The 22,052-nt window shown below is 50.1% G+C and carries 23 protein-coding genes and 1 pseudogene; 17 read left to right on the forward strand and 7 right to left on the reverse strand.

Annotated features, from left to right (window positions below):
- Positions 1-203 precede the first annotated feature (203 nt).
- Both RBT11_20030 and RBT11_20035 read left to right on the forward strand, forming a co-directional pair.
- Positions 204-467, forward strand: a complete 264-nt coding sequence (locus RBT11_20030; protein ID MDX9789075.1) for a hypothetical protein — start codon at positions 204-206, stop codon at positions 465-467.
- Between the two features lie 9 nt (positions 468-476).
- Complete coding sequence (locus tag RBT11_20035) at positions 477-1,184, forward strand: GntR family transcriptional regulator (GenBank protein MDX9789076.1); 708 nt, start codon at positions 477-479, stop codon at positions 1,182-1,184.
- A 251-nt stretch (positions 1,185-1,435) separates the two neighbouring features.
- Here the strand turns inward: RBT11_20035 and RBT11_20040 are convergent.
- Positions 1,436-1,921, reverse strand: a pseudogene (locus RBT11_20040) (integrase core domain-containing protein).
- Between RBT11_20040 and maeA the strand changes: the two are divergent.
- Together maeA and rnhA are read left to right on the forward strand one after the other, a co-directional pair.
- On the forward strand, positions 1,848-2,987 hold the full coding sequence (maeA, locus tag RBT11_20045) for an oxaloacetate-decarboxylating malate dehydrogenase (GenBank protein ID MDX9789077.1): 1,140 nt from the start codon (positions 1,848-1,850) through the stop codon (positions 2,985-2,987). The pseudogene RBT11_20040 and the gene maeA overlap by 74 nt on opposite strands.
- 669 nt (positions 2,988-3,656) lie before the next feature.
- Positions 3,657-4,385 (forward strand): ribonuclease HI, encoded by a 729-nt coding sequence (gene rnhA / locus RBT11_20050; protein MDX9789078.1) that lies wholly within the window; start codon positions 3,657-3,659, stop codon positions 4,383-4,385.
- Between the two features lie 89 nt (positions 4,386-4,474).
- Here the strand turns inward: rnhA and RBT11_20055 are convergent, their stop codons facing one another.
- Positions 4,475-5,152, reverse strand: a complete 678-nt coding sequence (locus tag RBT11_20055) for a sulfite exporter TauE/SafE family protein (protein MDX9789079.1) — start codon at positions 5,150-5,152, stop codon at positions 4,475-4,477.
- A 7-nt stretch (positions 5,153-5,159) separates the two neighbouring features.
- On the reverse strand, positions 5,160-5,576 hold the full coding sequence (locus tag RBT11_20060; GenBank protein MDX9789080.1) for a hypothetical protein: 417 nt from the start codon (positions 5,574-5,576) through the stop codon (positions 5,160-5,162).
- Between the two features lie 456 nt (positions 5,577-6,032).
- Here RBT11_20060 and ubiE point away from each other — a divergent pair, with 456 nt between their 5' ends.
- Positions 6,033-6,842: a bifunctional demethylmenaquinone methyltransferase/2-methoxy-6-polyprenyl-1,4-benzoquinol methylase UbiE gene (gene ubiE / locus RBT11_20065; protein ID MDX9789081.1), complete on the forward strand. Its 810-nt coding sequence runs from the start codon at positions 6,033-6,035 to the stop codon at positions 6,840-6,842.
- A gap of 170 nt (positions 6,843-7,012) precedes the next feature.
- On the opposite strand, the gene RBT11_20070 is transcribed toward ubiE, so the two are convergent.
- From RBT11_20070 to RBT11_20080, 3 genes are all read right to left on the reverse strand, one after another.
- Positions 7,013-8,284 (reverse strand): putative porin, encoded by a 1,272-nt coding sequence (locus RBT11_20070; protein MDX9789082.1) that lies wholly within the window; start codon positions 8,282-8,284, stop codon positions 7,013-7,015.
- A gap of 367 nt (positions 8,285-8,651) precedes the next feature.
- Positions 8,652-9,371: a cytochrome b5 domain-containing protein gene (locus RBT11_20075; protein MDX9789083.1), complete on the reverse strand. Its 720-nt coding sequence runs from the start codon at positions 9,369-9,371 to the stop codon at positions 8,652-8,654.
- Positions 9,372-9,395: 24 nt separating this feature from the next.
- Positions 9,396-10,337 carry a UbiA family prenyltransferase gene (locus tag RBT11_20080; protein MDX9789084.1) on the reverse strand — a complete coding sequence of 314 codons (942 nt, stop codon included), beginning with the start codon at positions 10,335-10,337 and terminating at the stop codon, positions 9,396-9,398.
- Positions 10,338-10,741: 404 nt separating this feature from the next.
- On the opposite strand from RBT11_20080, the gene hslV reads away from it, so the two are divergent.
- The 9 genes from hslV (at position 10,742) to pgsA (ending at position 18,299) form a co-directional block, all read left to right on the forward strand.
- Positions 10,742-11,281, forward strand: a complete 540-nt coding sequence (hslV, locus tag RBT11_20085; protein MDX9789085.1) for an ATP-dependent protease subunit HslV — start codon at positions 10,742-10,744, stop codon at positions 11,279-11,281.
- A gap of 27 nt (positions 11,282-11,308) precedes the next feature.
- Positions 11,309-12,688 carry an ATP-dependent protease ATPase subunit HslU gene (gene hslU, locus RBT11_20090; GenBank protein MDX9789086.1) on the forward strand — a complete coding sequence of 460 codons (1,380 nt, stop codon included), beginning with the start codon at positions 11,309-11,311 and terminating at the stop codon, positions 12,686-12,688.
- 163 nt (positions 12,689-12,851) lie between these two features.
- Positions 12,852-13,727, forward strand: a complete 876-nt coding sequence (gene argB, locus RBT11_20095) for an acetylglutamate kinase (protein ID MDX9789087.1) — start codon at positions 12,852-12,854, stop codon at positions 13,725-13,727.
- Positions 13,724-14,917: an acetylornithine transaminase gene (locus RBT11_20100; protein ID MDX9789088.1), complete on the forward strand. Its 1,194-nt coding sequence runs from the start codon at positions 13,724-13,726 to the stop codon at positions 14,915-14,917. Before argB ends, RBT11_20100 begins: the two co-directional genes overlap by 4 nt.
- The gene (locus RBT11_20105) at positions 14,910-15,392 is read left to right on the forward strand and encodes a hypothetical protein (protein ID MDX9789089.1); all 483 of its coding nucleotides are present in this window, start codon (positions 14,910-14,912) and stop codon (positions 15,390-15,392) included. The genes RBT11_20100 and RBT11_20105 overlap by 8 nt, the downstream gene beginning before the upstream one ends.
- Before the next feature lie 67 nt (positions 15,393-15,459).
- Positions 15,460-16,287 (forward strand): diaminopimelate epimerase, encoded by an 828-nt coding sequence (dapF, locus tag RBT11_20110; GenBank protein ID MDX9789090.1) that lies wholly within the window; start codon positions 15,460-15,462, stop codon positions 16,285-16,287.
- An 86-nt stretch (positions 16,288-16,373) separates the two neighbouring features.
- A complete protein-coding gene (gene folK / locus RBT11_20115) occupies positions 16,374-16,883 on the forward strand; it encodes a 2-amino-4-hydroxy-6-hydroxymethyldihydropteridine diphosphokinase (protein ID MDX9789091.1) in 510 nt (169 codons plus the stop codon).
- Between the two features lie 145 nt (positions 16,884-17,028).
- Complete coding sequence (gene fsa / locus RBT11_20120; protein ID MDX9789092.1) at positions 17,029-17,673, forward strand: fructose-6-phosphate aldolase; 645 nt, start codon at positions 17,029-17,031, stop codon at positions 17,671-17,673.
- Between the two features lie 50 nt (positions 17,674-17,723).
- Entirely contained in the window at positions 17,724-18,299 is a 576-nt protein-coding gene (gene pgsA, locus RBT11_20125; GenBank protein MDX9789093.1) for a CDP-diacylglycerol--glycerol-3-phosphate 3-phosphatidyltransferase, read from the forward strand.
- Between the two features lie 94 nt (positions 18,300-18,393).
- Here pgsA and RBT11_20130 read toward each other — a convergent pair whose 3' ends face one another.
- Complete coding sequence (locus tag RBT11_20130) at positions 18,394-18,900, reverse strand: hypothetical protein (protein MDX9789094.1); 507 nt, start codon at positions 18,898-18,900, stop codon at positions 18,394-18,396.
- Positions 18,901-19,188: 288 nt separating this feature from the next.
- On the opposite strand from RBT11_20130, the gene RBT11_20135 reads away from it, so the two are divergent.
- The 3 genes from RBT11_20135 to RBT11_20145 all read left to right on the forward strand — a co-directional run.
- Entirely contained in the window at positions 19,189-20,268 is a 1,080-nt protein-coding gene (locus tag RBT11_20135; protein MDX9789095.1) for a lipid A deacylase LpxR family protein, read from the forward strand.
- 191 nt (positions 20,269-20,459) lie between these two features.
- On the forward strand, positions 20,460-21,515 hold the full coding sequence (locus RBT11_20140; GenBank protein ID MDX9789096.1) for a 4Fe-4S binding protein: 1,056 nt from the start codon (positions 20,460-20,462) through the stop codon (positions 21,513-21,515).
- A gap of 332 nt (positions 21,516-21,847) precedes the next feature.
- On the forward strand, positions 21,848-22,052 hold a 205-nt coding region (locus tag RBT11_20145), incomplete at its 3' end, for a hypothetical protein (protein ID MDX9789097.1).

Consider the following 22,052-nt stretch of genomic DNA (forward strand, 5'->3'; position numbering starts at 1 on the left):
GTTTTTGAGCATTGTTCTCTCCTTTTTTTGAATTTTTTACTGATACAAAAGAACAATGTATTTATAGCATAACAGATTGTATTTTTAAAGTATTAACGCATTTAAGTTCCTTAAGGAAACGGCATTGTTTATAATATAGCGGAAATCGTTCTCAGAGTCATATAGGCAAGGTCGGTGTCTCACCTTTCATTGGCACAGAGGGAATGGATAAGTGGGACGATCAAGACACCACCTTGGTGGGCCTTTTCAAAGCTAGGTGCAAGAAAGGTTTTTTCTTTGTCAACCGATATAAACTGGTGGTGCTTGCCCCTACGCTTCTCAAATGCTTCCACGGAGCGGCATCTACCTGGCGCGCCATTCTATCAATGACCACCCCCAAACTGGTCAAGGGTAAGGATGTGACTTTATATATATTAGTATTTTTATGGGGACGCAACTTAGAATTAACATATAACGGTCAAAAATGATGGTGAAATATGATACCAGTGGTTAGTGAAAAAAATATCAAAAACAGTTCAATTGATCAAAAAAATAGACCCGTAGAAGAAGCTTACGATGCCATCAAGAATATGCTTTATTACAAAGAGTTGGCACCTGGACAGAGATTGGTTTACGGGGATCTTGCGAAAAAACTACATATGAGCTTAACGCCTGTTATTCAGGCGCTGAACAAATTAGAAAGTACCGAGCTTGTATACTATGAGCCCCATAAGGGGTATTTTGTTGGCAAGATTACAGAGAAAGAGGTCGCGGAAATATATCAGACCAGAGAGGCCCTTGAAGTGGCGATTGTTCCGGCGATTATGAAAAATATAAGAGAGAAAGATTTAATATATATTAAGGAATCCATTGCTGAGTATGAGAAAACATTTACCGAAGTGGAATCTCGTAGACTCAATATGTTAAAGAATATGCAATATCATTTAAAAATTGCAGAATATAGTCATCAGACTGTAATTTTAAAAGTTCTAAGAAACCTTTTGGAAAGGCTCGCCTTGAAATCCGGGCCGAATTATCTGGGCGATGAGCGAATTAAGAATGCAATTAAAGAGCACAGACGGATTTTTAAGGCCTTTATGACGAAAGATTCGAATGAAGCTATTGCTGCTATAAGAGCACACAATAGATCAAGTTTGGAGCATGTAATTGGAGGCCTTAACAAGACTGTGCCGATATCATTTTAAGCGCCTGTGTAGGGTGTCGCCGTTTTTCAAGATAGATGTCGCATATTTTAAAAAAAACTTCTCTAATTGCGGAGGCGATCCCCACGATGAACTTTGGGGTAGCCTCCAGCATAGGCAATATCAAGGGTCGAGATAAACGCTCCGCGAAGCTCCGCGCCCTTGACATTGCCTATGCTTCCGGCTTTTCTGGCAGCTAAGAGATGATTGTCATCATCTCAATTTATCTATTGATCTTTGAAAAATTATTCTCCTCATGCAGCTTTCGAAACCGCTGAGAATCGGGTTTCCGCATCGTTCGGACAGTTGAGCCATACTTGCTCAATTCGATCCCAGTTGCGGGTTTTTCCGGACCACCGTTCGGGCCGGTGTTGTTTCGCCAGCTGGTAAACCCTGCGGCGGTTGGACAGAATTTCCAGGTCTTCTCCTCTGTGGCGTTAGGCCGGTGTGACATACCGGATTTCGCTATGACGGTGCTCTTCATTGTACCAGCAGACGAAACTGCTGACCCATTGACGGGCTTTCTCGATGTTTGCAAAACCGGCTCTCGGATATTCCGGGCGATATTTACATGTGCGAAAAAGGGACTCCGAATATGGGTTATCGTTGCTCACCCGTGGGCGACTATAGGACGGTGTTACGCCCAGGTCTTCGAGCTTGGCCCTCATGGTAAAGCCTTTTTGTGGGCCGCCGTTGTCGGCATGCAATACCGGCGGATCCAGCAGGCAGACTTCGGACAAAATCGCTTTCCCCCGAAAGCGAATTCGCGGAAAGGAATATGAGCTTCTTATCGAAAAATTTGTTAGCCAAGTAAGTCGGCTATTTCCAAAAGCGGTTTTACAATGGGAAGATTTTAGCAAGGAAAACGCATTTAACAACCTTAATACCTATAGAAGGCGGATTCCCTCCTTTAACGATGACATACAGGGGACCGGGGCGGTGGTTTTGGCGGGTTTGATCAATGCTGTCAAAATAAAAAAAGAACGCATTGAAGATCAGGTGTATGCCATCTATGGCGCCGGCGCCGGCGGTGTCGGTATTGCCGAACAGATTTACGCCGGTTTGATCAAGGAGGGCTGCAGTTACCTCTCCGCCAGAGAGAAAATCTTCATTCTGGATTCCCACGGCGTGGTTTTTAATGACAGGAAAAATCTCGAAGGGTACAAAAGGCGGTTTGCAAAACCATTGGACATGGCGGCTTCCTGGGGGCTGGCGCATTCCGCGAATTTCTCCTTAGCGGATCTTATCGACCATGTGCCAGTTACCGTCCTCATTGGTGTCTGCGGCGTCAAGAGCTCATTTCAAAAGAATCATATCGAGAAGATGCTGACATATACCGACCGCCCTATTGTTTTTCCATTATCCAATCCGACCGGCAATTGTGAAGCAATCCCGGACGATGTCTACGCCTGGAGTAACGGACGGGCCATCGTGGCCACCGGTAGCCCATTTGATAACGTTTGCCATGAGGGTAGCCCCTGCCGAATTGCTATGGGAAACAATGCGTTTATTTTCCCGGGCGTTGGATTCGCAGCGGTTCTATCAAAGCCAAAAGAAATCACCATGGATATGTTTACCACAGCCTCCTATGCGCTGGCAGAATGCGTTTCTCACGCCGATATGGAAAAAGGGATCGTTTTCCCTCCGATAAAGGATCTGAGAAAAATATCTGCACATGTGACCTTTGAAGTATTGAAAGAAATAATCAAAACGGATGCCAAACATCGATTGCACGAGAAAGACCTGAAAGCATATGTGAAGGGGTGCATGTGGGAACCAATTTATGTTCCCTATCGCAAAGTGTAGAGCAGAATATCTGACTATTTCCCGGCGTAAATTGTGTAGGCACCCAAAAAAGCAGACAGCTGTCACTTATACTGACAATGATCGTTTTTCGCATAATCGAGCCTGTCTCCAAGTTGGCCACCTTAAGGGACTTGGCACTACTAACCGCCTTTTTCAGCCTGGGCGAAGAGCTGGATTTCAGGGAAGCTGATGAAGACGATATGCTCGGGGCTATGCATTGGCTTTTTGAGGGCCAGGAGGCTATTGAAAACGCATTGGCCAGAAGGCACCGTTGCAAACGGTACCCTGGCCCTCCACGATGTCACCTCCATGTATTTTGAAGGTCGCTGTTGTCCTTTGGCCAATTGGCGTGCTGTGGAGAAAGCGCAGTAATAGGTACTCAAAGCGACAGAGGCGACCGGTGGGTGGAATAGATATTTTCGCTCAAACAGACCTGTCGCACACGCTTCTTGGCGGTGTCCCCACTGCTGGTTAACGCCATCAAACGTTATTTCAAAGAACAAAAACTCGCTCTGATCTGGCTCGCTTAATTTTTTGCTCTCGAACGCCCTGAACAATTACGTTGACCGAAGCCGGCCATAAATGCCAAAAGGTGAGACGGAGACCATTGGTTCGGTCTATTTCATATCTCGGGTCATCAGCGGTTTATATTGTTTAGGTCGTTTTGGCATGTCACAAAAAAAATTCTATGCGGTTGCTAACGGACGGGAAAAGGGTATTTTTACTACCTGGTTTGGCAATGGGGGCGCTTTTGAGCAGGTGGACGGGTTTCCCCGTGCGGTGTTTAAAGGCTTTCTCACGCGCGAGGAAGCCGAGCAGTGGCTTGCTGAAAAGCAGCACCTGACGACCTGTCGGCCCGCAGCATCTCAGGTTCCAGTGCGTGAACCGCGAACCGTGAGCCAGCGTGAAAATTCGACGGATGCCATGATTCTCTACACCGATGGCGGAAGTCTTGGAAACCCCGGACCCGGCGGTTATGGGGTGGTGCAGCTTTATAAGGGCCGGAGGAAGGAATTTTCCGGTGGCTATCGCCTGACGACCAATAACCGCATGGAGTTGATGGGCTGTATTGTGGCGCTAAGGGAGTCGGCGCATGACGGTCCGATTATCTTGCATAGCGATTCAAAATATGTTGTGGACGGCATCACCAGAGGGTGGGCCAGACGCTGGCGAGCCAAGGGATGGATGCGGACCCCGACCGAAAAAGCCAAAAACGCCGATTTATGGGCGCAATTGCTTGCTTTGACCGAAAAGCGCGACGTGGTGTTTAAATGGGTGAAAGGCCATGCCGGAATCGCTGAAAACGAACGCTGCGACTTTCTGGTGAATCGCGAGCAGGCAAGGAAGGACCTTCCGGCAGACATCATGTACGAAAAAGAGTGTGGCGTGCATCAGTGAAAAGCTGATAGCTGATAGCTGATAGCTGATGGCTGATAGCTAATAGCTGATGGCTGATAGTTTGAAAGCTGAAAAGTTGTGCGGGCGATCTACCATCGAATGCCCTTGTAAATAAAAATAATGCCCATGAGAACCATGATCATTGCGCTGAAGCGATAGAGCAAATGCCGTTTGGTCAGCCAGCCCATACTCGCCAGGCGGGCGACCAGGAGCATGGCCGGAATGGTGCCGAGGCCGAAAGCACCCATGAGGCTCATGCCGGTCACCGCCCCTCGCCAATGAGATGAACTTTCCATGCCGGCTCTGGCGGCGGCAATCAAGGCGGTATAAACCGGTCCGCACGGCAAAAGCCCCAGTAACAACCCAAGCGGCAAATAAGACGCGGGGGAAGATGTGTGGGAGAGTTTTTGAAATCCCTTTTGAATAAATCCCGGAGAGTCGCAATTGTCCTGAAAGAGTCGTCCGATGGGGAGCCATCCCCCCATCATTAAGCCCATTACCGCGATGAGAACACCGGTAAAAATCATCACAAATTGCTGCACGCCAGCCAATCGGGCTGCTGTTCCCGTAAATGAGCCGGTAAATCCCATCAGCGTGCCCAAGAGGCCGTAGGTGGTAACGCGTCCGGCATTATAAAGCAGATGCGGCAGCCACAGCGGTTTTTCTTTCAGGCTCAAAGACAGCGATACCACAATGGGACCGCACATGCCGATGCAGTGGCCGAAGCCTACCGAAAATCCGGTGATGAAAAAAGTCCAGAACAGCATTCCCGGCTCAATAAACGGCATTAAAAACAAAGGCGGCCGTTCCCGCGCCGGGCACGGTGACGGTGGCTTGCCATAAGGTCTTACCACTGGGACAACGGACGATGACCCCGCTTCCGGTGTAAGATCCGTCCGAATGTTGTTTCAATTCGACCCGGTTTTGCCCCATTTTCATGCCCGGCATGTCAAGATCAATATAGAGAGGCGCTTTCGAGGAATTGCCGGCGAGTTGGACCGTAAAGGTCAGATCCGCCATTGCTTTTACTGGTTTTGGCGCAATATTCAGCGTGACTGTTCCAACGCCGCCGGAAAGCGGTTGCGTGCAGGCCCGCTGGTGTATGTCGCACGGGGAAGGGGGTGAGGCGGTTGTTTCTGCGGTGATATGACCGCTTTTGAAAAATGTAAAAGATAGCAACATTAGAAACATAACACCTAACCTGGCAAAGCCGGAAGCTGGGCGGCTGGGATGTTGGGATGCTTGGCAGTTAACAACCTTCTCCAATGATACACGCTTTTTCGAACATGTTTCTGGTAAGAGGTCGAATTTGTAGGCTTTGTTCACAAGTGTGATCTCCCTGTTCAGTTAAAGTGGGCTTTTTGCCCCTTTATAAATAATTTCCGCTTTTTTTTCAAGCCAGGCCGGATCGCGATCATGGGGAACCGCTATGATCTCAGATAACCGGTTTGGACCCGTTATCAGAAACCAGCACGAAATAAAATGCATCATTGAAAAAGGTCTTTGGCCTCCAAGCCTTCTCGCCTTCCAGCATCCGGCTTTGCCGGATTAGAGTGGATATTTCCCCTTCAGTTTGATATCAGCGAATGGCGTTGGCTGTAGTAGCGGTATTGAATTTTTCGCCTTTGAAAAAGGAGTGGCGTTTTGATGATGGGCAAAAAGAAGTTTTGGTTGAGCGACATGGGGGATAAGTTCCGGAAAGCGCAACACGGGCAACCTGAGCCGGAGGCCTTTTTCGGGTATCGGCGCATACCGGAACATGAGAAAACCCGATGGGTGCTGCGGCATTTTAATTCGGTGGCAAAACAATATGATTTTATGAATACCTTGTTAAGCTTCGGCATTCACCATATCTGGAAGCGCGAGGCGGTGAACAGAATGGGGCTTCGATCCGGAGATCGGGTGATCGATGTGTGCGGCGGCACAGGGGATCTGGCGTTGTTGGCTGCCAGAAAGGTGGGCACCCGGGGAGCGGTGACGATTTATGATATCAATCGGGCCATGATAGCGGCCGGCCGGGATAAAATCGCGCGATCGAAGATGGGGCGCAGAATCACCGCCGTGGAAGGAAATGCCGAGGAACTCTCCTTCCCGGATAATTGCTTTGATGCCGCCATGGTTGGTTACGGCATTCGAAACGTGACGCACATGGAAAAAGGGTTTGAAGAGATGTACCGGGTATTGAAGCCCAGAGGAAAGCTGATGTGCCTTGAATTTTCCAAGCCGACCGATCGGTGGTTCCGGTATCTCTACGATTTTTATTCCTTCCATATCATGCCGTTGCTGGGCGAGTTGATGGCCGGATCCCGAAATGCCTATACGCATCTGCCCGAATCGATCAGAACCTTTCCCATGCCCGATGAGTTGAGCGATATTTTATCGCGTATCGGATTTAATCACGTCAACTTTCGGCGGCAAACCAACGGCATTTCGGTGATTCACCTGGGGGTGAAGTGATGCCTGCGGCGATCACATAAAAAACGCGGGTGCCGGTGTCATAGGCTGACATCCGGGGTCCCCGCGTTTTTTTACTTTTCGATGGTGAATGTTCAAATCATGACTGAGTGCCGGAACAACCGCCAGGGCACACATTATGATTCAACAGCATTGAATTGAGAGGGTACTGGTTAAAATTTGTATTGAACGTCCACTTGATAGAGATCCGCATCTGCTTTTTGCTTACGCTCTTCTGCCTTAAAAAACTGGGCAATGACACCGGCGGACCAGTTTTTGGTCAGGTTATAAAATCCGGACAGCCTATGGCCTTCCACATCCGTACCGTTAAGGCCTGTGCCGAAATCCGCATCGATCAGACCCCGATAAATAGAATCTGCCTCAATAACGGCATAGGAATATCCCAAAGTAAACGCCATTAATTTTGCTTCCAGCCCCACAATCCAGCCGAGGTCCTCATCATTGGGATCCAGCGCGCCTCCTTGTTGGCCCGATCCGACCGGACCGTCAACACCAAAATTTTGCCAGATCTGAGCGTAGGAGGCAAGTTCCACCATGCCGATGGGAACGGTAACTTCCGCATAGATGTCGCCGACTTGGAAATCATAATCGGGATTCGGTGCTTCATGGTTGCTGAAAACGCTGTCATACTGCTGGTATCCGGCAGCGATTACCGCTGAGATGTCCCCGAATTTTTGCTCATAGCCGAGTTGACCGGCATACAGCATGGCGGTATTGGCGCCTTTGCCGTTACTATTGATATAATAACGAACGTTGTAGGCACCGGCCGTGGCGAACAGGCCAAGGCTGTGTGCATATTGTGCCGTTAGTCCGGTCGGCCGGACATCGCCGTCCCAAATGACCCAGGAACCGAGCAAGGGGTTTTTTTGCTGACCGAGCGTAAAGGCAAAATCACTGATTTTGTGTTTGGCATAGGCATAATCCAACCGGATATCGCCGGTTTCAAAATCGGAGGTTTCGCCCCAGGTCTGGTTGGTGCTGGTGGCATCAGATCCGCCCGTAGCCAAACCGGCGCCGACCTCCCAGTTTTCGGTTTTATTTTTCCATACGCCGCCGAGGCGAACGCGATGACGGAATCGATCCCGATTATCCGTGGGGCCATTCGGATCGTCTAAATTCCGGAGTTCGTAACGGACTCTCAGATCTCCCGAAAGTTCCAATCCATCAATTACCGTGTTCTTGAGTGTAACGGCAGCGGCCGGTTTAGACCCATCTTTCTCCTCGGCCTTTTTGTCCGCCTTTTCGCTTAGCATCGATTCCAGTTTATTGATATGCGCCTGCTGCGCTTGAATTTGGCTTTTCAACATTTCTAGCTGTCTTAAGATTTCTTCCTGATTTAAATCCGCAGCGCCGGATAATTTCGGAATTAAGAGGAGCACTCCCATTATGGTTGTAACCACAAGCGATACCATTGAGTCTTTCATTCATTTTCCTCCTTCGAGAGCACACAATTAGTTGTTCGTTAAAAACCGACCCTGATGTTTCGGCAACAGCTTTTGGGCGTATGATTGCCGGTGACCAAATAACAAATAAATTCCATGAAATGCCGATAGGAACGCATAGCGGTGAGCGGCTAACGGCAATTGGTATTTTTCGAGCAAATGCCATGCCACTGGGTAACAATAAAAAAAATAAAACAAATATAATATGATATGCTCAGTAAAGGCCATGATGCCCCATATCTGTTCATTCAGATTTTTTTCCAGGATGGCAAAAACTTCGACAATGCTGGGAAAATACAGTTTAGGACCGAATAAATTCTCGTGTAAGCCCACCTTTGAATCAAATGTCTTACTCTTTTTCAAGCGGAAATGTTAATTGTGCGCCGAACCATCCGATGATCGTTACCATGGGAAGAAGCGCCAGCAGAAGCAATAAATAGAGCACGCTTCGAAGTCCGTTAAATTCACAGAGGACCGTTGGATGCGTAATGCGCATAAAAAAAGCAATAAAGGCAACAACCAGCATGACTGAAGACAGCCGTTTTTTAATCATTACGGGCCGGGTCGGCTTTGACAGATAGTTCAGCCACCATGTGTAGAGGCCGGTCGAAATAGCCACTATCGTAAAGAGAATGCCGGCACCCAGGCAATGAAAGGCGGTGGTTTCAAACGAAGCCACGCCCGTAATCAGATACAAAATTGTAAAAACCGGGGCCGCCGTCATAAACACGATCGGAAAGTGCACCGTCATGGGGTGGGGGTGGCGCCTGAGAAAGGGGAACTTTCTCAGCAACCGGGAAAGCAAAGCCGGAATTTTGACGTCCTCATCGGTCGATGTGGGCCCGATAATACCGATCTGCGGGTAGCGAGCGAGCATTTCCTCGCCATGAGGCGCTGCCAGAATGTCCGCTGTCAGATCCCTGCCCGCGTGGTGGCGTTTCATGTGAAGCCCGTTTTTCCATAATTTGCTGTGGGTCACATCAAATACGCGCCCCTTATGGGCGATGTAAACCGGTTGGCCGTTTTGGCCGTCGCAGGTCGCTAATGCTTCGGGATGAAATGTCTTCATAATATCCTTATCCGTTTCCGGTGATTATATCATCAGCTTGATCAACACAATGCAAAGCATTGCCGATGGAAAATAACTGGCCTTATTAAAAAGCGCCATGGCGTCAACCATTCTCTTGGATTGCCCCAGTCGAACAGCGGGGAAAATCAGAAAATACCCTGCAGTTATTACGGCTGCGACAAGATAGGAAAATTCAAATGGCGCGTTGGAAAACAGAAACAAAACCGGCGTCATTATGACGGCACAAGAAAGCGCGGCCAGAATGATCTTAAGAGAGATATTCGAGCCGAACCTTACCGGGACGGTTTTGGCGTTCACGGCACGGTCTTCTTCAATATCGGTCAGGTCATTGGGGATATTTTGCCCGCCGATCTCCCAGAAAAACAATACGAGGATTAGACACACGAGGTATTCAAGGCCCGGCGATGGGTCCACGGCGAAAACCGCCGCAACGGCGCCGGAGGTTTTGACGCCGCCACTGATGATTACCCGGGAATGGCTGATTTTCAACAGCAGGCAATAAAGCGCCTCAAGCAGGCAACCAAGAACAAAAATAATAACGCAGACCGGGTTTAACAAAGCTGCGCCGATCAGTGCAACCACGCTCCAGCCTGCTGCCCAGACGACACCGTCCCGAAAACTGAGTAATCCTTGCGCCATGGGATGGCGGACCCATAATGCATCCAGATCCCCACCATGGCCGGGAAGGCCGGTTTGACGAATTTTTTCCCGGTCGATCCGGTAGTCCACCACATCATTTAAGGCATACACGGCCGTGTACCCGGCAAAGGTCGTTATCAGACCCAGTACCATGATGTGCCATGGGGGAAAAGCGCCTAACCACAACAATGCCGCAAAGGCGGGGGTTGCCATATCCAGCACGCCGTGGGACGTTCTGGAAAGCGCTAAGAAGAGTTTCAGCCGGGAAAAGTCGGCTCGTTCCGGGCGGGTGGATGATAGGTTCAACTGATGGTTTCCTTTGGCGATTTTCCGAACACCGAAGTGATCCCGTAGGTTAACTTGCTTGTTTTATATTGAAAGATCGGATACTTCATTTTTTTATCGACGTCAATCCATTTGATCGGCATTCTTGGGTTAACCGCTTATGGAATGTGCGTTTGCCAATCCGTTTGAAAAGGGGTAACGTGACACGGTTTGGATAATTGATGGTATACCCGAGAATGGTTGACGCAATACCTCGGCTAATTTATATAGGGAGCCGTAAAACGCGACATGATGAGCTGTTTTGTGAAAAGGCTCAAAATTGACGCGTTTTCACTGTGGCGACGGCCAAGGAAGCAACCGTTGGGAAGAAGGAATGGGCTGGAACTATCGGGCGCGGTTAAATTTTTTGAAAAGGGTGACACGATATGGTGATGGATTTTCACGGAACCACTATTTTGGCGGTTCGGCATAAGGGCAAAATGGTGGTGGCGGGGGATGGGCAGGTGACGCTTCAGAATAACATCATCAAGCACAATGCCCGAAAGGTCAGGCGGCTCTATAACGATAAAATCATCGTGGGGTTTGCCGGCGCCACGGCCGATGCGTTGAATCTGTTCGATAAGTTTGAAGCAAAGCTGGAACAGTATAACGGAAATCTGACCCGCAGCGCCGTTGAGTTGGCCCGCGAGTGGCGGATGGACAGATACCTTCGCAAACTGGAAGCCATGATGATCGCTGCGGATAACCAGACCATGTTTCTGATCTCGGGAAGCGGGGATATCATTGAACCGGATGAAGCGGTCATCGCCATCGGCTCCGGCGGTGTGGCGGCGCAGGCGGCGGCAACCGCACTGGTGCGGCATGCGGATTTAGAGGCCGTGCCCATTGTCAGGGAGGCCATGAAAATTGCCGCTTCTCTTTGCATATACACCAATGAGACATTAACCATTGAGGCCCTTGAGTAAAGGGAGACTGAGCGTGGAATATTTATTATGAGTCATCTTAAACCGGCAGAAATCGTCAGGGAGTTGGATAAATATATCATCGGCCAGGACAAGGCCAAACGCAGCGTTGCCATTGCCCTGCGGAATCGGTGGCGTCGGCAACAAGTGCCGCCCGAGCTCAGAGATGAAATCGCGCCTAAAAACATTATCCTCATTGGCCCCACGGGGGTTGGAAAGACCGAGATCGCCCGGCGCCTGTCCCGGTTGACGGATTCTCCCTTTATAAAGGTGGAAGCCTCGAAGTTTACCGAGGTGGGGTATGTGGGCCGGGACGTCGAGTCGATGATTCGCGATATGCTCGAGGTTACCCTCAATATGCTTAAAGTTCGCGAGCAGGAATCGGTGCGCGAAAAGGCCCAACAGATGGCGGAGGAGCGGTTGCTGGATCTGCTGTTGCCCAAAGCGCCTTCACCGCCGGCGTCCGAGTACGGGTCCGACGTTTTAATGTTTCCTGATAGCGTAGCGCCCGAGGTGGAAACGACCGGGGCGTCAACCCGCGAAAAGCTTCGCGCCATGCTTCGCGCCGGAAAGCTCGATGAGCGCTATGTGGATTTGGATGTGCCGGACCGAAGCATGCCGGTGGTGGAAATTTTTTCCAATGTGGGCATGGAGGAAATGGGAATCAATTTCAAGGACATGTTCGGCTCCCTGATGCCCAAGAACACGAAACGGCGAAAGGTCAAGGTCAAAGAGGCCATGAGCTTGCTCGTGCAGGAAGAGATTCAGGGGCTGATCGACATGGAGAAAGTGGTTAAACTGGCCATCGAAAAAGTCGAGCAATCCGGCATTGTGTTTCTGGATGAGATTGACAAGATCGTCAGCAAGGGCGGTGGGGGGCATGGCCCGGAGGTCTCCAGAGAGGGCGTGCAGCGGGATCTGCTACCCCTTGTGGAAGGAAGCACCGTTTCCACCAAATACGGACCGGTGAAAACCGATCATATCCTTTTTATTGCGTCGGGCGCGTTTCATGTGTGCAAGCCGTCGGATCTTATTCCCGAACTGCAGGGGCGCTTTCCCATTCGCGTGGAGCTAAAGAGCCTGGGAGCCGCTGAATTTGTTCGCATTCTAAAAGAACCGAAGAATGCGCTGCTGATCCAGTATCCTGAACTGTTAAAAACCGAAGGGGTCAGGGTGCGTTTTGAAGACGCGGCCGTGAACGACATTGCGCAAATAGCCGAAGAGGTAAACGCCAAAACCGAGAATATCGGCGCCAGGCGCCTGCACACCATTATGGAATGCCTGCTGGAGGATATTTTGTTCGATGCGCCGGACACGCCCAATACCGACATCTTGATCACCGCGGCGTTTGTGGCGGAAAAGCTCAAGGGCATCAAGGATAATGAAGACTTGAGCCGGTATATACTATAGGTGATAGCTCATAGCTGATAGCTCATAGCTAACAGCTACCAGCTAACAGCTACCAGCTACCAGCTATCAGCTACCAGCTATCAGCTACCAGCTATCAGCTATCAGCTATCAGCTATCAGCTATCAGCTATGAGCTATGAGCTGTATTTTCAAGGAGACAACCGATGACCCAAAGTGTGGCGGACATATTAATTGAGGCGCTTCCGCATATTCGCAGGCTTTCCGGAAAAACCGTCGTGATCAAATACGGTGGACACGCCATGGTGGATGAACAGCTGAAAATAGATTTTGCGAAGGATGTCGCTATGTTGAAATATGTCGGCGCCAATCCGGTCGTGGTGCACGGCGGGGGGCCTCAAATTTCACAGGTCATGGAGCGAATGGGGATTGAACCCAAATTCGTCCGAGGCATGCGAATGACCGACCGGGAAACCATGGATGTTGTGGAGATGGTGCTGGGGGGGCTGGTCAATCATGCCATTGTTTCCCGTGTGAATCAGGAGGGCGGGCAGGCGGTCGGACTCAGTGGAAAAGACGCAGGGTTAATCCAGGCCAAAAAACTTCGCATGGTGCATCGGGAAAGTGCCGATACGCCGCCGGAGATCATCGACCCAGGTCATGTGGGCGAAGTGGTCAGCATCAATTCGCGCCTGATCGAGACGCTTGCCGGTGAAGGGTTTATCCCCATCATCGCGCCGGTCGGAACCGGTGAGCACGGGGAATCCTACAATATCAACGCGGATGCCGTGGCCAGTCATGTGGCCATGGCGCTTTCGGCCATGAAATTGATTTTTTTAACGGATGTGGACGGGGTTCTGGACGGGGAACGAAAGCTTCTCAGCACGATTCCGCTGGGGGACGTTTCTCGCCTGATTGAAAATGGCACCATTTCCGGCGGTATGATCCCCAAGATCGAGTACGCCCGGGATGCGGTGGTAAACGGCGTCGGGAAAGTGCATATCATCAACGGCACCAAGCGGCACGCGGTGTTACTCGAGCTTTTGACTGAAAAAGGAATCGGAACGGAAGTGATACCATGAGCAAAGACATTATCAAACAGGCCGATACGGTAATCGCCAATACATACCAACGGATTCCCATCGTGATCGCGCGTGGAGAGGGGTGCACGCTTTGGGACACCGAGGGAAGGCAGTACCTCGATTTTGTTGCGGGCATCGCCGTGTGCAACCTGGGCCATGCCAATCCGAAAATTGCGGCGGCGGTTGCCGAACAGGCAAAAACGCTGCTTCATGTATCGAACCTTTATTATACGATGCCGCAAGTGGTGTTGGCCTCGTTATTAACCGAGAACAGTTTCGCCGACCGGGTCTTTTTTTGTAACAGCGGCGCGGAAGCCAATGAAGCGGCCATCAAACTTGCCAGAAAATACGCGTACGAAAAGGGTCAATCCGACCGGTTTCACATTATTGCCATGACCCGATCGTTTCATGGGCGGACCATGGCGACGTTATCCGCCACCGGGCAGGACAAGATCAAAAAGGGCTTTTCGCCGGTTCTGGAGGGGTTTGATTTTGTGCCGTTTAACGATATCGAGGTGTTGCGCGGAAAGATCAGCGAAAATACCTGCGCGGTGCTATTGGAGCCGATTCAGGGAGAAGGCGGCGTCCGGTGCCCGTCGCCCGGTTATTTGAGAGCTGTGCGCGAGTTGTGCGATGAGACCGGCACCCTGTTGATTTTTGATGAGATACAGACCGGGATGGGCAGAACCGGGACGCTTTTTGCCTATGAGCAGTTTGGGGTTACACCCGATATCATGACGCTGGCCAAAGCCCTTGCCAATGGATTTCCCATGGGTGCGATGCTGGCGCGCGAGTCGGTGGCGCAGGCCTTCGGGCCGGGCGCGCATGCCTCTACATTTGGTGGCACACCGGTGGTGGCGGCGGCGGCCGTTGAAGTGGTGAAGGCTATGACGGATAAAAGTTTCATGGCTGAGTGTATGGCCACGGGGGAGTATTTTAAGGCGCAACTTCTGGCGCTAAAGGCCAAGCACCCGATTGTCGCCGATGTGCGCGGCCGGGGGCTGCTGCTGGGCATGGAATTGAAAACCGAGGGCGCGCCCTTTGTGAAGGCATGCATGGAGCGGGGTTTTTTGATCAATTGTGTTCAGGAAAAGACGCTTCGATTTATTCCCCCGCTCATTGTCTCAAAAGCGCAGGTGGATGCATTGATTCATTGCCTGGATGAGTTGTTCGGTGCTTCAAATGAATAACCGCGGGGAGGCGGACAGGTTGAATTTAAATCACGGAAAGGTTGGGGCGCCGACCCAAATTTTGGCCGGACTTCTCGGCATGTTGATGCTGATTATCCTTGGATGTGGGGTAAAAGCCATGCCGGTAGCGCCGGGACAAACCCTACCGGCGCCGGTGCGTGATCTGACCGGCAAGATAACCGGTGACCAGGCGACGCTTTCCTGGACAATACCGGCGAAGGAAAAAAAGAATGCGTGGATACCGGCGGCGGTTGTGGTTTATCGGTCCAGGGTAGCCTTGAAGGACGGAGATTGCGACCATTGTCCGCTTAAATTTGATCCGATCGCCAAATTAAGCATTCCTGGCGGTGTTGCGCCGAAGATGCAATATGTCGATATGCTGGAGACCGGGTTTCGCCATACCTATAAGGTGGTTTTGATCGGTGCCGATGAAGAGCGGGGAGAGGATTCCAATCTTTTTGCTGTTCAACCCTGATCCGTTTTTTTGGCGTCCGTCACGAATTGATGATACGAATGACCGGCATTTAACTGAAAGGAAATGAATGAAATCGATTCCGTTTTATAAAATGAGCGGTGCCGGTAACGATTTTATTGTCATTGACAACCGATCTGCAGTGCTGCCAGTGATGCCATTAAATGAATTTGCGTTTTTGGTCTGCCGTCGAAAACTATCGGTCGGCGCGGACGGGTTGATTTTGGTGGAAAATTCGAAAGCTGCTGATTTTAAATGGCGTTTTTTCAACTCCGACGGCAGTGCCGCGGAAATGTGCGGAAACGGGGCGCGGTGTGCGGCAAGGTTTGCCTGTTTAAACGCTATCACCGGCCCGCAGATGACATTTCAAACCCTTGCCGGGTTGGTGTCCGCCACGGTCACCGGAGATCGCGTCCGGGTGAAAATGCCGGACCCGTCCGGTTTGGTGCTCTACGATACCGTGACTATTTTGGAGGATTCCTTGCCCATCAGCCGCGTCAATACGGGGGTGCCGCATGTGGTCGTGATGATTTCCAGATTGCAGGAGATGGATGTGGTGGGGCTCGGCCGGCAAATTCGATTTCATCCTGGATTCGGGTCTGCCGGCACCAATGTGAATTTTGTCGAGCCTCAGGTTGACGGCTCAATCGCCATTCGGACCTATGAGCGTGGGGTGGAGGATGAAACCCTGGCGTGTGGGACGGGCGCTATTGCCGCCGCGCTTGTGGTGTCCCTCAAGCTCGGAAAACAATCACCCGTGAAAGTGATAACGCGTTCCGGCGTTCAGCTGGATATTCATTTTCGGGAAGCTGGCGGCATGTTTTCCGAAGTGCATCTGGAAGGCGATGCGCGAATCATTTATACGGGGCAAATGGAAGCGGATGCCTGGGATTCGTAGGCTCTACGGGGTATTCCCCTGTTGTCCCGCCAGGTGCCTGTTACCGCTTGTCGATAGGTAACAACCCGTAATGAAAGAAGATTTAGGTGGAACCGCATAACGTATTTATATCCATCGGCTCTAATATCGGTGATAGAAAAGCCAATTGTTTGAATGGCATTTTGTCACTATCCGGGCTCGAAGGGGTGATCATAAAAAAAACGTCTCAGTTTTATGAAACCGAGCCGGTCGACTATCGAGATCAGGATTGGTTTGTTAACGCGGCGTTGCGATTGAAGACGGTTTTAAGTCCATTTGATCTGCTCGATGCGCTCAAACGGGTGGAAAAAAAAGTGGGCCGCAAAGAGAACCCCGTTCGTTTCGGGCCGCGGGTGCTTGATTTGGATATTATTCTCTATGATGATCTGGTGCTGAGCGCACCGAATCTGATCATTCCCCACCCGAGAATGCATGAAAGACGGTTTGTATTAAAACCGATTTGTGATATAGCCCCCGATACCGTTCATCCCGTCATGCAGCGGACCATTCGGCAACTGTTGAATGCACTGAAGGATGAAAAACATCAGCATATGGTGGACCTTGAATGCGGGTATTGATCATCATCGGGATTATTTTTCTGTAGTGAAAAATGCCGCGATAGTTTTATTGCATTGCATGACAAAGGAACATAATAAGAGCCGATTGACCGTGCCGGCCGATAGCCGGCCGCAATCAGGCGAATGAATAACCGGAGGAAGTGGAATGAAATTTTTTCTTGATACCGCTAATATTGAAGAGATTAAGGATGCAACCAGCATGGGCATGGTGGATGGTGTTACAACCAATCCCTCGCTCATCGCCAAAGAAGGCCGTGATTTTAAAACGGTCATTCAGGAAATATGCGAGATTGTGGACGGCCCCATCAGCGCCGAGGTGATCAGCACGGACGCACGGGGAATGATCGCAGAGGCCCGTGAGCTGGCAAAAATCCATAAGAATATCGTTGTAAAGATTCCCATGCTGGTTGATGGACTCAAAGCGGTCCGGCAACTGACCGAGGAAGAAATCAAAACCAATGTGACGCTGGTTTTTTCTCCTCTTCAGGCCTTAATGGCCGCAAAAGCGGGAGCGAGCTATGTCAGCCCATTCGTGGGGCGAATCGATGACTTGGCGCAGGACGGGATGGTGCTGGTCGAACAGATTCTTGAAATGTATAACAATTATGCCTTTGATACGGAGATCATCGTCGCCAGTGTTCGCAATCCGCTGCATGTGCTTGAAGCTGCCCTGATGGGGGCCGATATCGCGACAATCCCTTACAATGTGCTGAGCAAACTGGCGGCCCACCCCTTGACGGATAAGGGGCTTGCCGCTTTTCTAAAAGACTGGGAAAGTACCAAAAAATAGGACGTGGTGATCAAGCTTGATAACTGCCAATGCAATCAAGAAGTAGGAACATGATGAACATGCTGCCTTCGGATAAGATCAGAGACATTCTTAAGCACCCCAATACGTTGACGCTCTTTCGGATCATCGTTGTGCCCGGGATTGTGGTTCTGCTCATGTTTCCCAATGGGTTTAGCGCGTTTGTGGCGGCTTTGCTTTTCAGCGCGGCCGCCATTACGGATTATTTCGATGGCTTTTACGCGCGGCAAAGGGGCATGGAGTCGGAGTTGGGCAAGATAATGGACCCGGTGGCGGATAAGCTTCTGGTATCCTGCACCTTGATCATGCTGTCTTCCCTGAACTGGATACCGGCATGGATCGTTTGCGTGATCATCGGCCGTGAAATCGCGGTCACCGGGCTTCGAAATATCATTTCGGGAAAAGGCGAAGATATTTCGGCCTCCAGTCTGGGAAAATACAAAACCGGGTTTCAAATCGCCGCCATTATACCCCTATTGATTCATTATGAGTATATCGGCATCGACTTTCATATTGTCGGCATGTTTTTCTTGTGGCTGGCGTTGATATTGACGGTTTATTCCGGTATCGACTATTTTATCCGGTTTAAGAAATTCTATATCACTTGAGCGGGTTTCAAAAGAATTCAGGTTGTCGGAGATCACCGTTGCGGTGTCATCGGCCGGTCGCTGTGCGATCGCAGCGCAAAAGGCGCCGGCCTTTTTATTGCGCGGGCAACGGCCGTTTCAGACGGTCGGATAGCTTGCTATGGGCCGATACGATTTTATAAAAATACCCTAAGACATACTCTTCATAAACAAGTCGAAGCTTTGTCAAAAAAATATCCCTGTCCACAAAGGCGAAGAGGATGGCGTCTTTTGCCAGGGAAACGTTGTCAAAAGCGCCCGAATTCAGGGATTGCTTTATTTGTTTCAACAGGGTGTCTTGATGACCACCTTCCATGCCGGACACCATGGAAGTGTCAAATAGGCGGCAAAGCAGCGATATGGATGCGCCTTCGCGCAACAAGCAGGTATCCAAATCGATCTGGTTCTGGAATGGCGGTTCGATTTCGCATTGAAGGAATTTGAAGGCATCAAATTTTGTTGCAAATTGATTATGCCCGATGCCGCCATGAATGGTGACGGCTTCTTTGTAAAGATTGAGGATGATTCGCGCGACATGAGCGGCTTCAGAGCGGTTTGTTTTGGTAATGTAATGAATATTCATTTTCAGCTCGACAATTCAGGTTTCGGTGACATCTCGGGAAACATCAACTTCCGGAATAAATGATTAAAAAATAGGAACAACAGAAAGATCACCTTATTGTCTTTACGCAAAAGCAAGAATCATGCCTCGATGCCAATTTTTAATTTTGTTGCTATTCCTATAGGTTGGCAAATTACAAATCGGGGGACAGGTGGTTTTGTTACAAAGGGTTACATGGGGTGTAACCTTTTGTTCAATTGCCGAGGTTGCATTTCACTTCAAAACAAAGGATAAAGTTGAGATTGCCGCATGATGCATAAATTAAATGGCTGCGATGGGATGAGTCAAAAATTCTGGATCTTCATTTTGGCGTTTGTTGGTTTGATATTGCATTCAGCCTCCGGTTCAGCCGAAAAGAGCAATCCATGGGTGCATGCCCTTCATTTCGAAAATGACTTATTCAACGGGACTGACAGCAATTATACCAATGGCGTTAAATATAGTGCGATTTCCCCGGATTTATCCCCGCACGCGAACCGAAAAAACTTGTCACGACTGGGACTTGAAATTTTACATAAAATTCCCTTTATCGAGGAGTCGACACCGGATTATACGCATAAGGTGGAGTTTTCGTTGGGCCAAAACATGTATACGCCGCACGATATCACCCGGAAAGATCTGATCAGGGATGATCGGCCTTACTCGGGATGGACGTATTTTTCCACCGCCTACCATCGAAAATATCTAAAAGAAGGCAGAATCGGTTCCATGGATACGGTTGAGATTCAGATCGGCATTGTGGGGCCGGAATCTCTTGCGGAAGATACCCAAAAATATGTCCATGAGTTACGGGATATTAACAAACCTGAAGGCTGGGATCATCAACTGGAGAATGAATTGGGCCTGGCGGCTATTTTCGAGCGCAAATGGCTTTTGCATGTTCCGGAAAAAGATCAAATCGACTACAGCGCCATTTGTCATCTGGGGGCTTCCTTGGGAAATGTGCATACCTATCTGAACTCGGGCCTGGAATGGCGGCTCGGCTGGAGCATTCCAAAAGACTTCGGCGTATCGCTGATTCGGCCCGCCGGCAGCACACGGTTGGAAATAGGGGAAGGATTTACGGCCTATTTTTTTGCCGCAGCCAACGGCAAGGCGATCGCCCGCGATATTTTTTTGGACGGGAACACATTTGCAGACAGCCACAGCATTGATAAGAATTATTTTGTTGCGGATGTTGCCGGCGGGTTTGCAATCGGCTACAAGCGGCTCATCATCACGCTGACCGAGGTGGTTCGAACCAAGGAGTTTAAAGGACAGGAAGATGCGCATAGTTTTGGTTCCATCGCGGTTTCTTTTTCGATTCCGTTTGAGGTCAACGCGCCGTAACTTCAATACCCCTGACATGCACCGTTCAGCATGCTAATTTTCATAAAAATCTGTTCGCTTAGATATTTATGGAAAGCTTGCTTGAATTTTCTATTCATACAATATAATAGTTGATCAAATCACTAAACAGCTGCTTTATCGGTGCTATCTATTCCGAAGAATGGGATTTTTTTCTGCAAAAAGGAGGTAAGATGGACAGTTACGAAAAGTTCATGAAAAAATTAGACAGTCTGCCGATCAAGTCACCCAGAACGCAAAGCAATGTGGAAATTGAGATTCTGAAGCGGCTCATGACACCCGAAGAGGCGGAACTCGGAAGCCATCTTTCCGGCATTCCGGAACCTGCCGTCGTCATAGCGGAACGGGCCGGCATGGATGCGGCGGATCTCAAAGTGGTTCTGGATGCCATGGTCGGGAAGGGGGCTATTTTCAAGGTATACACCGAAGAGCCTCTTTACTGTTTGGTGGCGATGATACCGGGTATCTATGAGTTTCAGGTGGGAAGGCTATCCGTAGAGGATGTCAAACTTTGGGAACGGTATTATGATGAAAAGGCAGGCAAGGTGCTTTTCAGCCACGAGACGCCGATTCTGCGCGTGTTGCCGGTCAATCAATCCATCACGCCGGAGATGACGGTGTATCAATATGAAGAAGTGGAAAAGCTGATAGACAAGGCCGTGGTGATTACCCTTGCGGACTGTATCTGCAGAACCAATAAAAAACTGATTGGCGAAGGGTGTGACGCACCGGTAAAGGACACCTGTATTTATTTGGATGCCTGGGGAGACTATTTTGCTGAAAACAAGTTCGGTCGCCGCGCCACCAAGGAAGAGGCCAAGGCGGTGTTGGCCCGGTCCAGGGAGGCGGGGCTGGTGCTCAATGCCCTGAATGTTCAGGATGGTTCCTTTTTTATTTGCAGTTGCTGTGGATGCTGTTGTGCCGGATTGCGTGGTATCAATGAGCTTGAACTTCCAACGGCGGTGGCCAAATCCAATTATTTGGCGGTAATTTCATCCGATGACTGCACCGGTTGCGGGGCATGTGTGGAGAGCTGCCATGTCCACGCACTGGCGCTTGTGGACGATGTGGCGGTGCTAAAACAAGAACGGTGTATCGGCTGCGGGGTGTGCGTCGGAGCCTGTAATTTCGACGCCATTTCAATGAAGAGAAAAGATGAGATTGAACAGCCGCCGGCGAATGCCGAGGATCTTATGGTAAAGCGGGTGATGGGGTCGCCGAAAGAATAAGCCCCTATTGTTGTTCGGTATCCTCAAAACGAAAGGGAGCATTACCGGTTTGTTAATGAAAACGAAATCCATGGCGTCGCGGGCAACGTAGGGGCGGACCTGTGTGTCCGCCCTGGTTTGGCGGGGAGCGCACACTATGATTCACAGGAGCAGACACGCAGGTCAGCTCCTACAACGGCAATGGGCGCACGCACAGGTCCGCCCCTACACCGTGTGATCCAGAGGTGTTAACAAACCGGTAATGCTCCCAAACAAAACGGCCTTCATCCGCGGATAGCGCCCGCGACGGTTGCTATCCGGCGGAAAGAGGCGTTTCCTATCAGGAGCTGCCAATGAGTGCGCAAACAGAAACAACGAAATCGGGATCGAGTCCTCTATCGGAACTGACTGGTCTTTCCACCCGAATGAACAACCCTTTCATTCGCGATTGGAAAGCGAACGGGGGACGGGTTTTCGGGTATATGTGCACCTATATCCCGGAAGAGATCCTCTTTACATCCAAGGGAAGAATTCTGCCCATACGGGCCGGTGCCGCGG

This window comes from Desulfobacterales bacterium (assembly GCA_034003325.1).
In the GTDB taxonomy this organism is placed as follows: domain Bacteria; phylum Desulfobacterota; class Desulfobacteria; order Desulfobacterales; family JAFDDL01; genus JAVEYW01.

What these genes read in the sequence shown, in the direction of transcription:
- RBT11_20030 (MDX9789075.1), top strand. Translation starts at nt 204, where the DNA reads ATGGATAAGTGGGACGATCAAGACACCACCTTGGTGGGCCTTTTCAAA.
- RBT11_20035 (MDX9789076.1), top strand. Translation starts at nt 477, where the DNA reads ATGATACCAGTGGTTAGTGAAAAAAATATCAAAAACAGTTCAATTGAT.
- maeA (MDX9789077.1), top strand. Translation starts at nt 1,848, where the DNA reads ATGGTAAAGCCTTTTTGTGGGCCGCCGTTGTCGGCATGCAATACCGGC.
- rnhA (MDX9789078.1), top strand. Translation starts at nt 3,657, where the DNA reads ATGTCACAAAAAAAATTCTATGCGGTTGCTAACGGACGGGAAAAGGGT.
- RBT11_20055 (MDX9789079.1), bottom strand. Translation starts at nt 5,152, where the DNA reads ATGCTGTTCTGGACTTTTTTCATCACCGGATTTTCGGTAGGCTTCGGC.
- RBT11_20060 (MDX9789080.1), bottom strand. Translation starts at nt 5,576, where the DNA reads ATGTTTCTAATGTTGCTATCTTTTACATTTTTCAAAAGCGGTCATATC.
- ubiE (MDX9789081.1), top strand. Translation starts at nt 6,033, where the DNA reads ATGATGGGCAAAAAGAAGTTTTGGTTGAGCGACATGGGGGATAAGTTC.
- RBT11_20070 (MDX9789082.1), bottom strand. Translation starts at nt 8,284, where the DNA reads ATGAAAGACTCAATGGTATCGCTTGTGGTTACAACCATAATGGGAGTG.
- RBT11_20075 (MDX9789083.1), bottom strand. Translation starts at nt 9,371, where the DNA reads ATGAAGACATTTCATCCCGAAGCATTAGCGACCTGCGACGGCCAAAAC.
- hslV (MDX9789085.1), top strand. Translation starts at nt 10,742, where the DNA reads ATGGTGATGGATTTTCACGGAACCACTATTTTGGCGGTTCGGCATAAG.
- hslU (MDX9789086.1), top strand. Translation starts at nt 11,309, where the DNA reads ATGAGTCATCTTAAACCGGCAGAAATCGTCAGGGAGTTGGATAAATAT.
- argB (MDX9789087.1), top strand. Translation starts at nt 12,852, where the DNA reads ATGACCCAAAGTGTGGCGGACATATTAATTGAGGCGCTTCCGCATATT.
- RBT11_20100 (MDX9789088.1), top strand. Translation starts at nt 13,724, where the DNA reads ATGAGCAAAGACATTATCAAACAGGCCGATACGGTAATCGCCAATACA.
- RBT11_20105 (MDX9789089.1), top strand. Translation starts at nt 14,910, where the DNA reads ATGAATAACCGCGGGGAGGCGGACAGGTTGAATTTAAATCACGGAAAG.
- dapF (MDX9789090.1), top strand. Translation starts at nt 15,460, where the DNA reads ATGAAATCGATTCCGTTTTATAAAATGAGCGGTGCCGGTAACGATTTT.
- fsa (MDX9789092.1), top strand. Translation starts at nt 17,029, where the DNA reads ATGAAATTTTTTCTTGATACCGCTAATATTGAAGAGATTAAGGATGCA.
- pgsA (MDX9789093.1), top strand. Translation starts at nt 17,724, where the DNA reads ATGATGAACATGCTGCCTTCGGATAAGATCAGAGACATTCTTAAGCAC.
- RBT11_20130 (MDX9789094.1), bottom strand. Translation starts at nt 18,900, where the DNA reads ATGAATATTCATTACATTACCAAAACAAACCGCTCTGAAGCCGCTCAT.
- RBT11_20135 (MDX9789095.1), top strand. Translation starts at nt 19,189, where the DNA reads ATGATGCATAAATTAAATGGCTGCGATGGGATGAGTCAAAAATTCTGG.
- RBT11_20140 (MDX9789096.1), top strand. Translation starts at nt 20,460, where the DNA reads ATGGACAGTTACGAAAAGTTCATGAAAAAATTAGACAGTCTGCCGATC.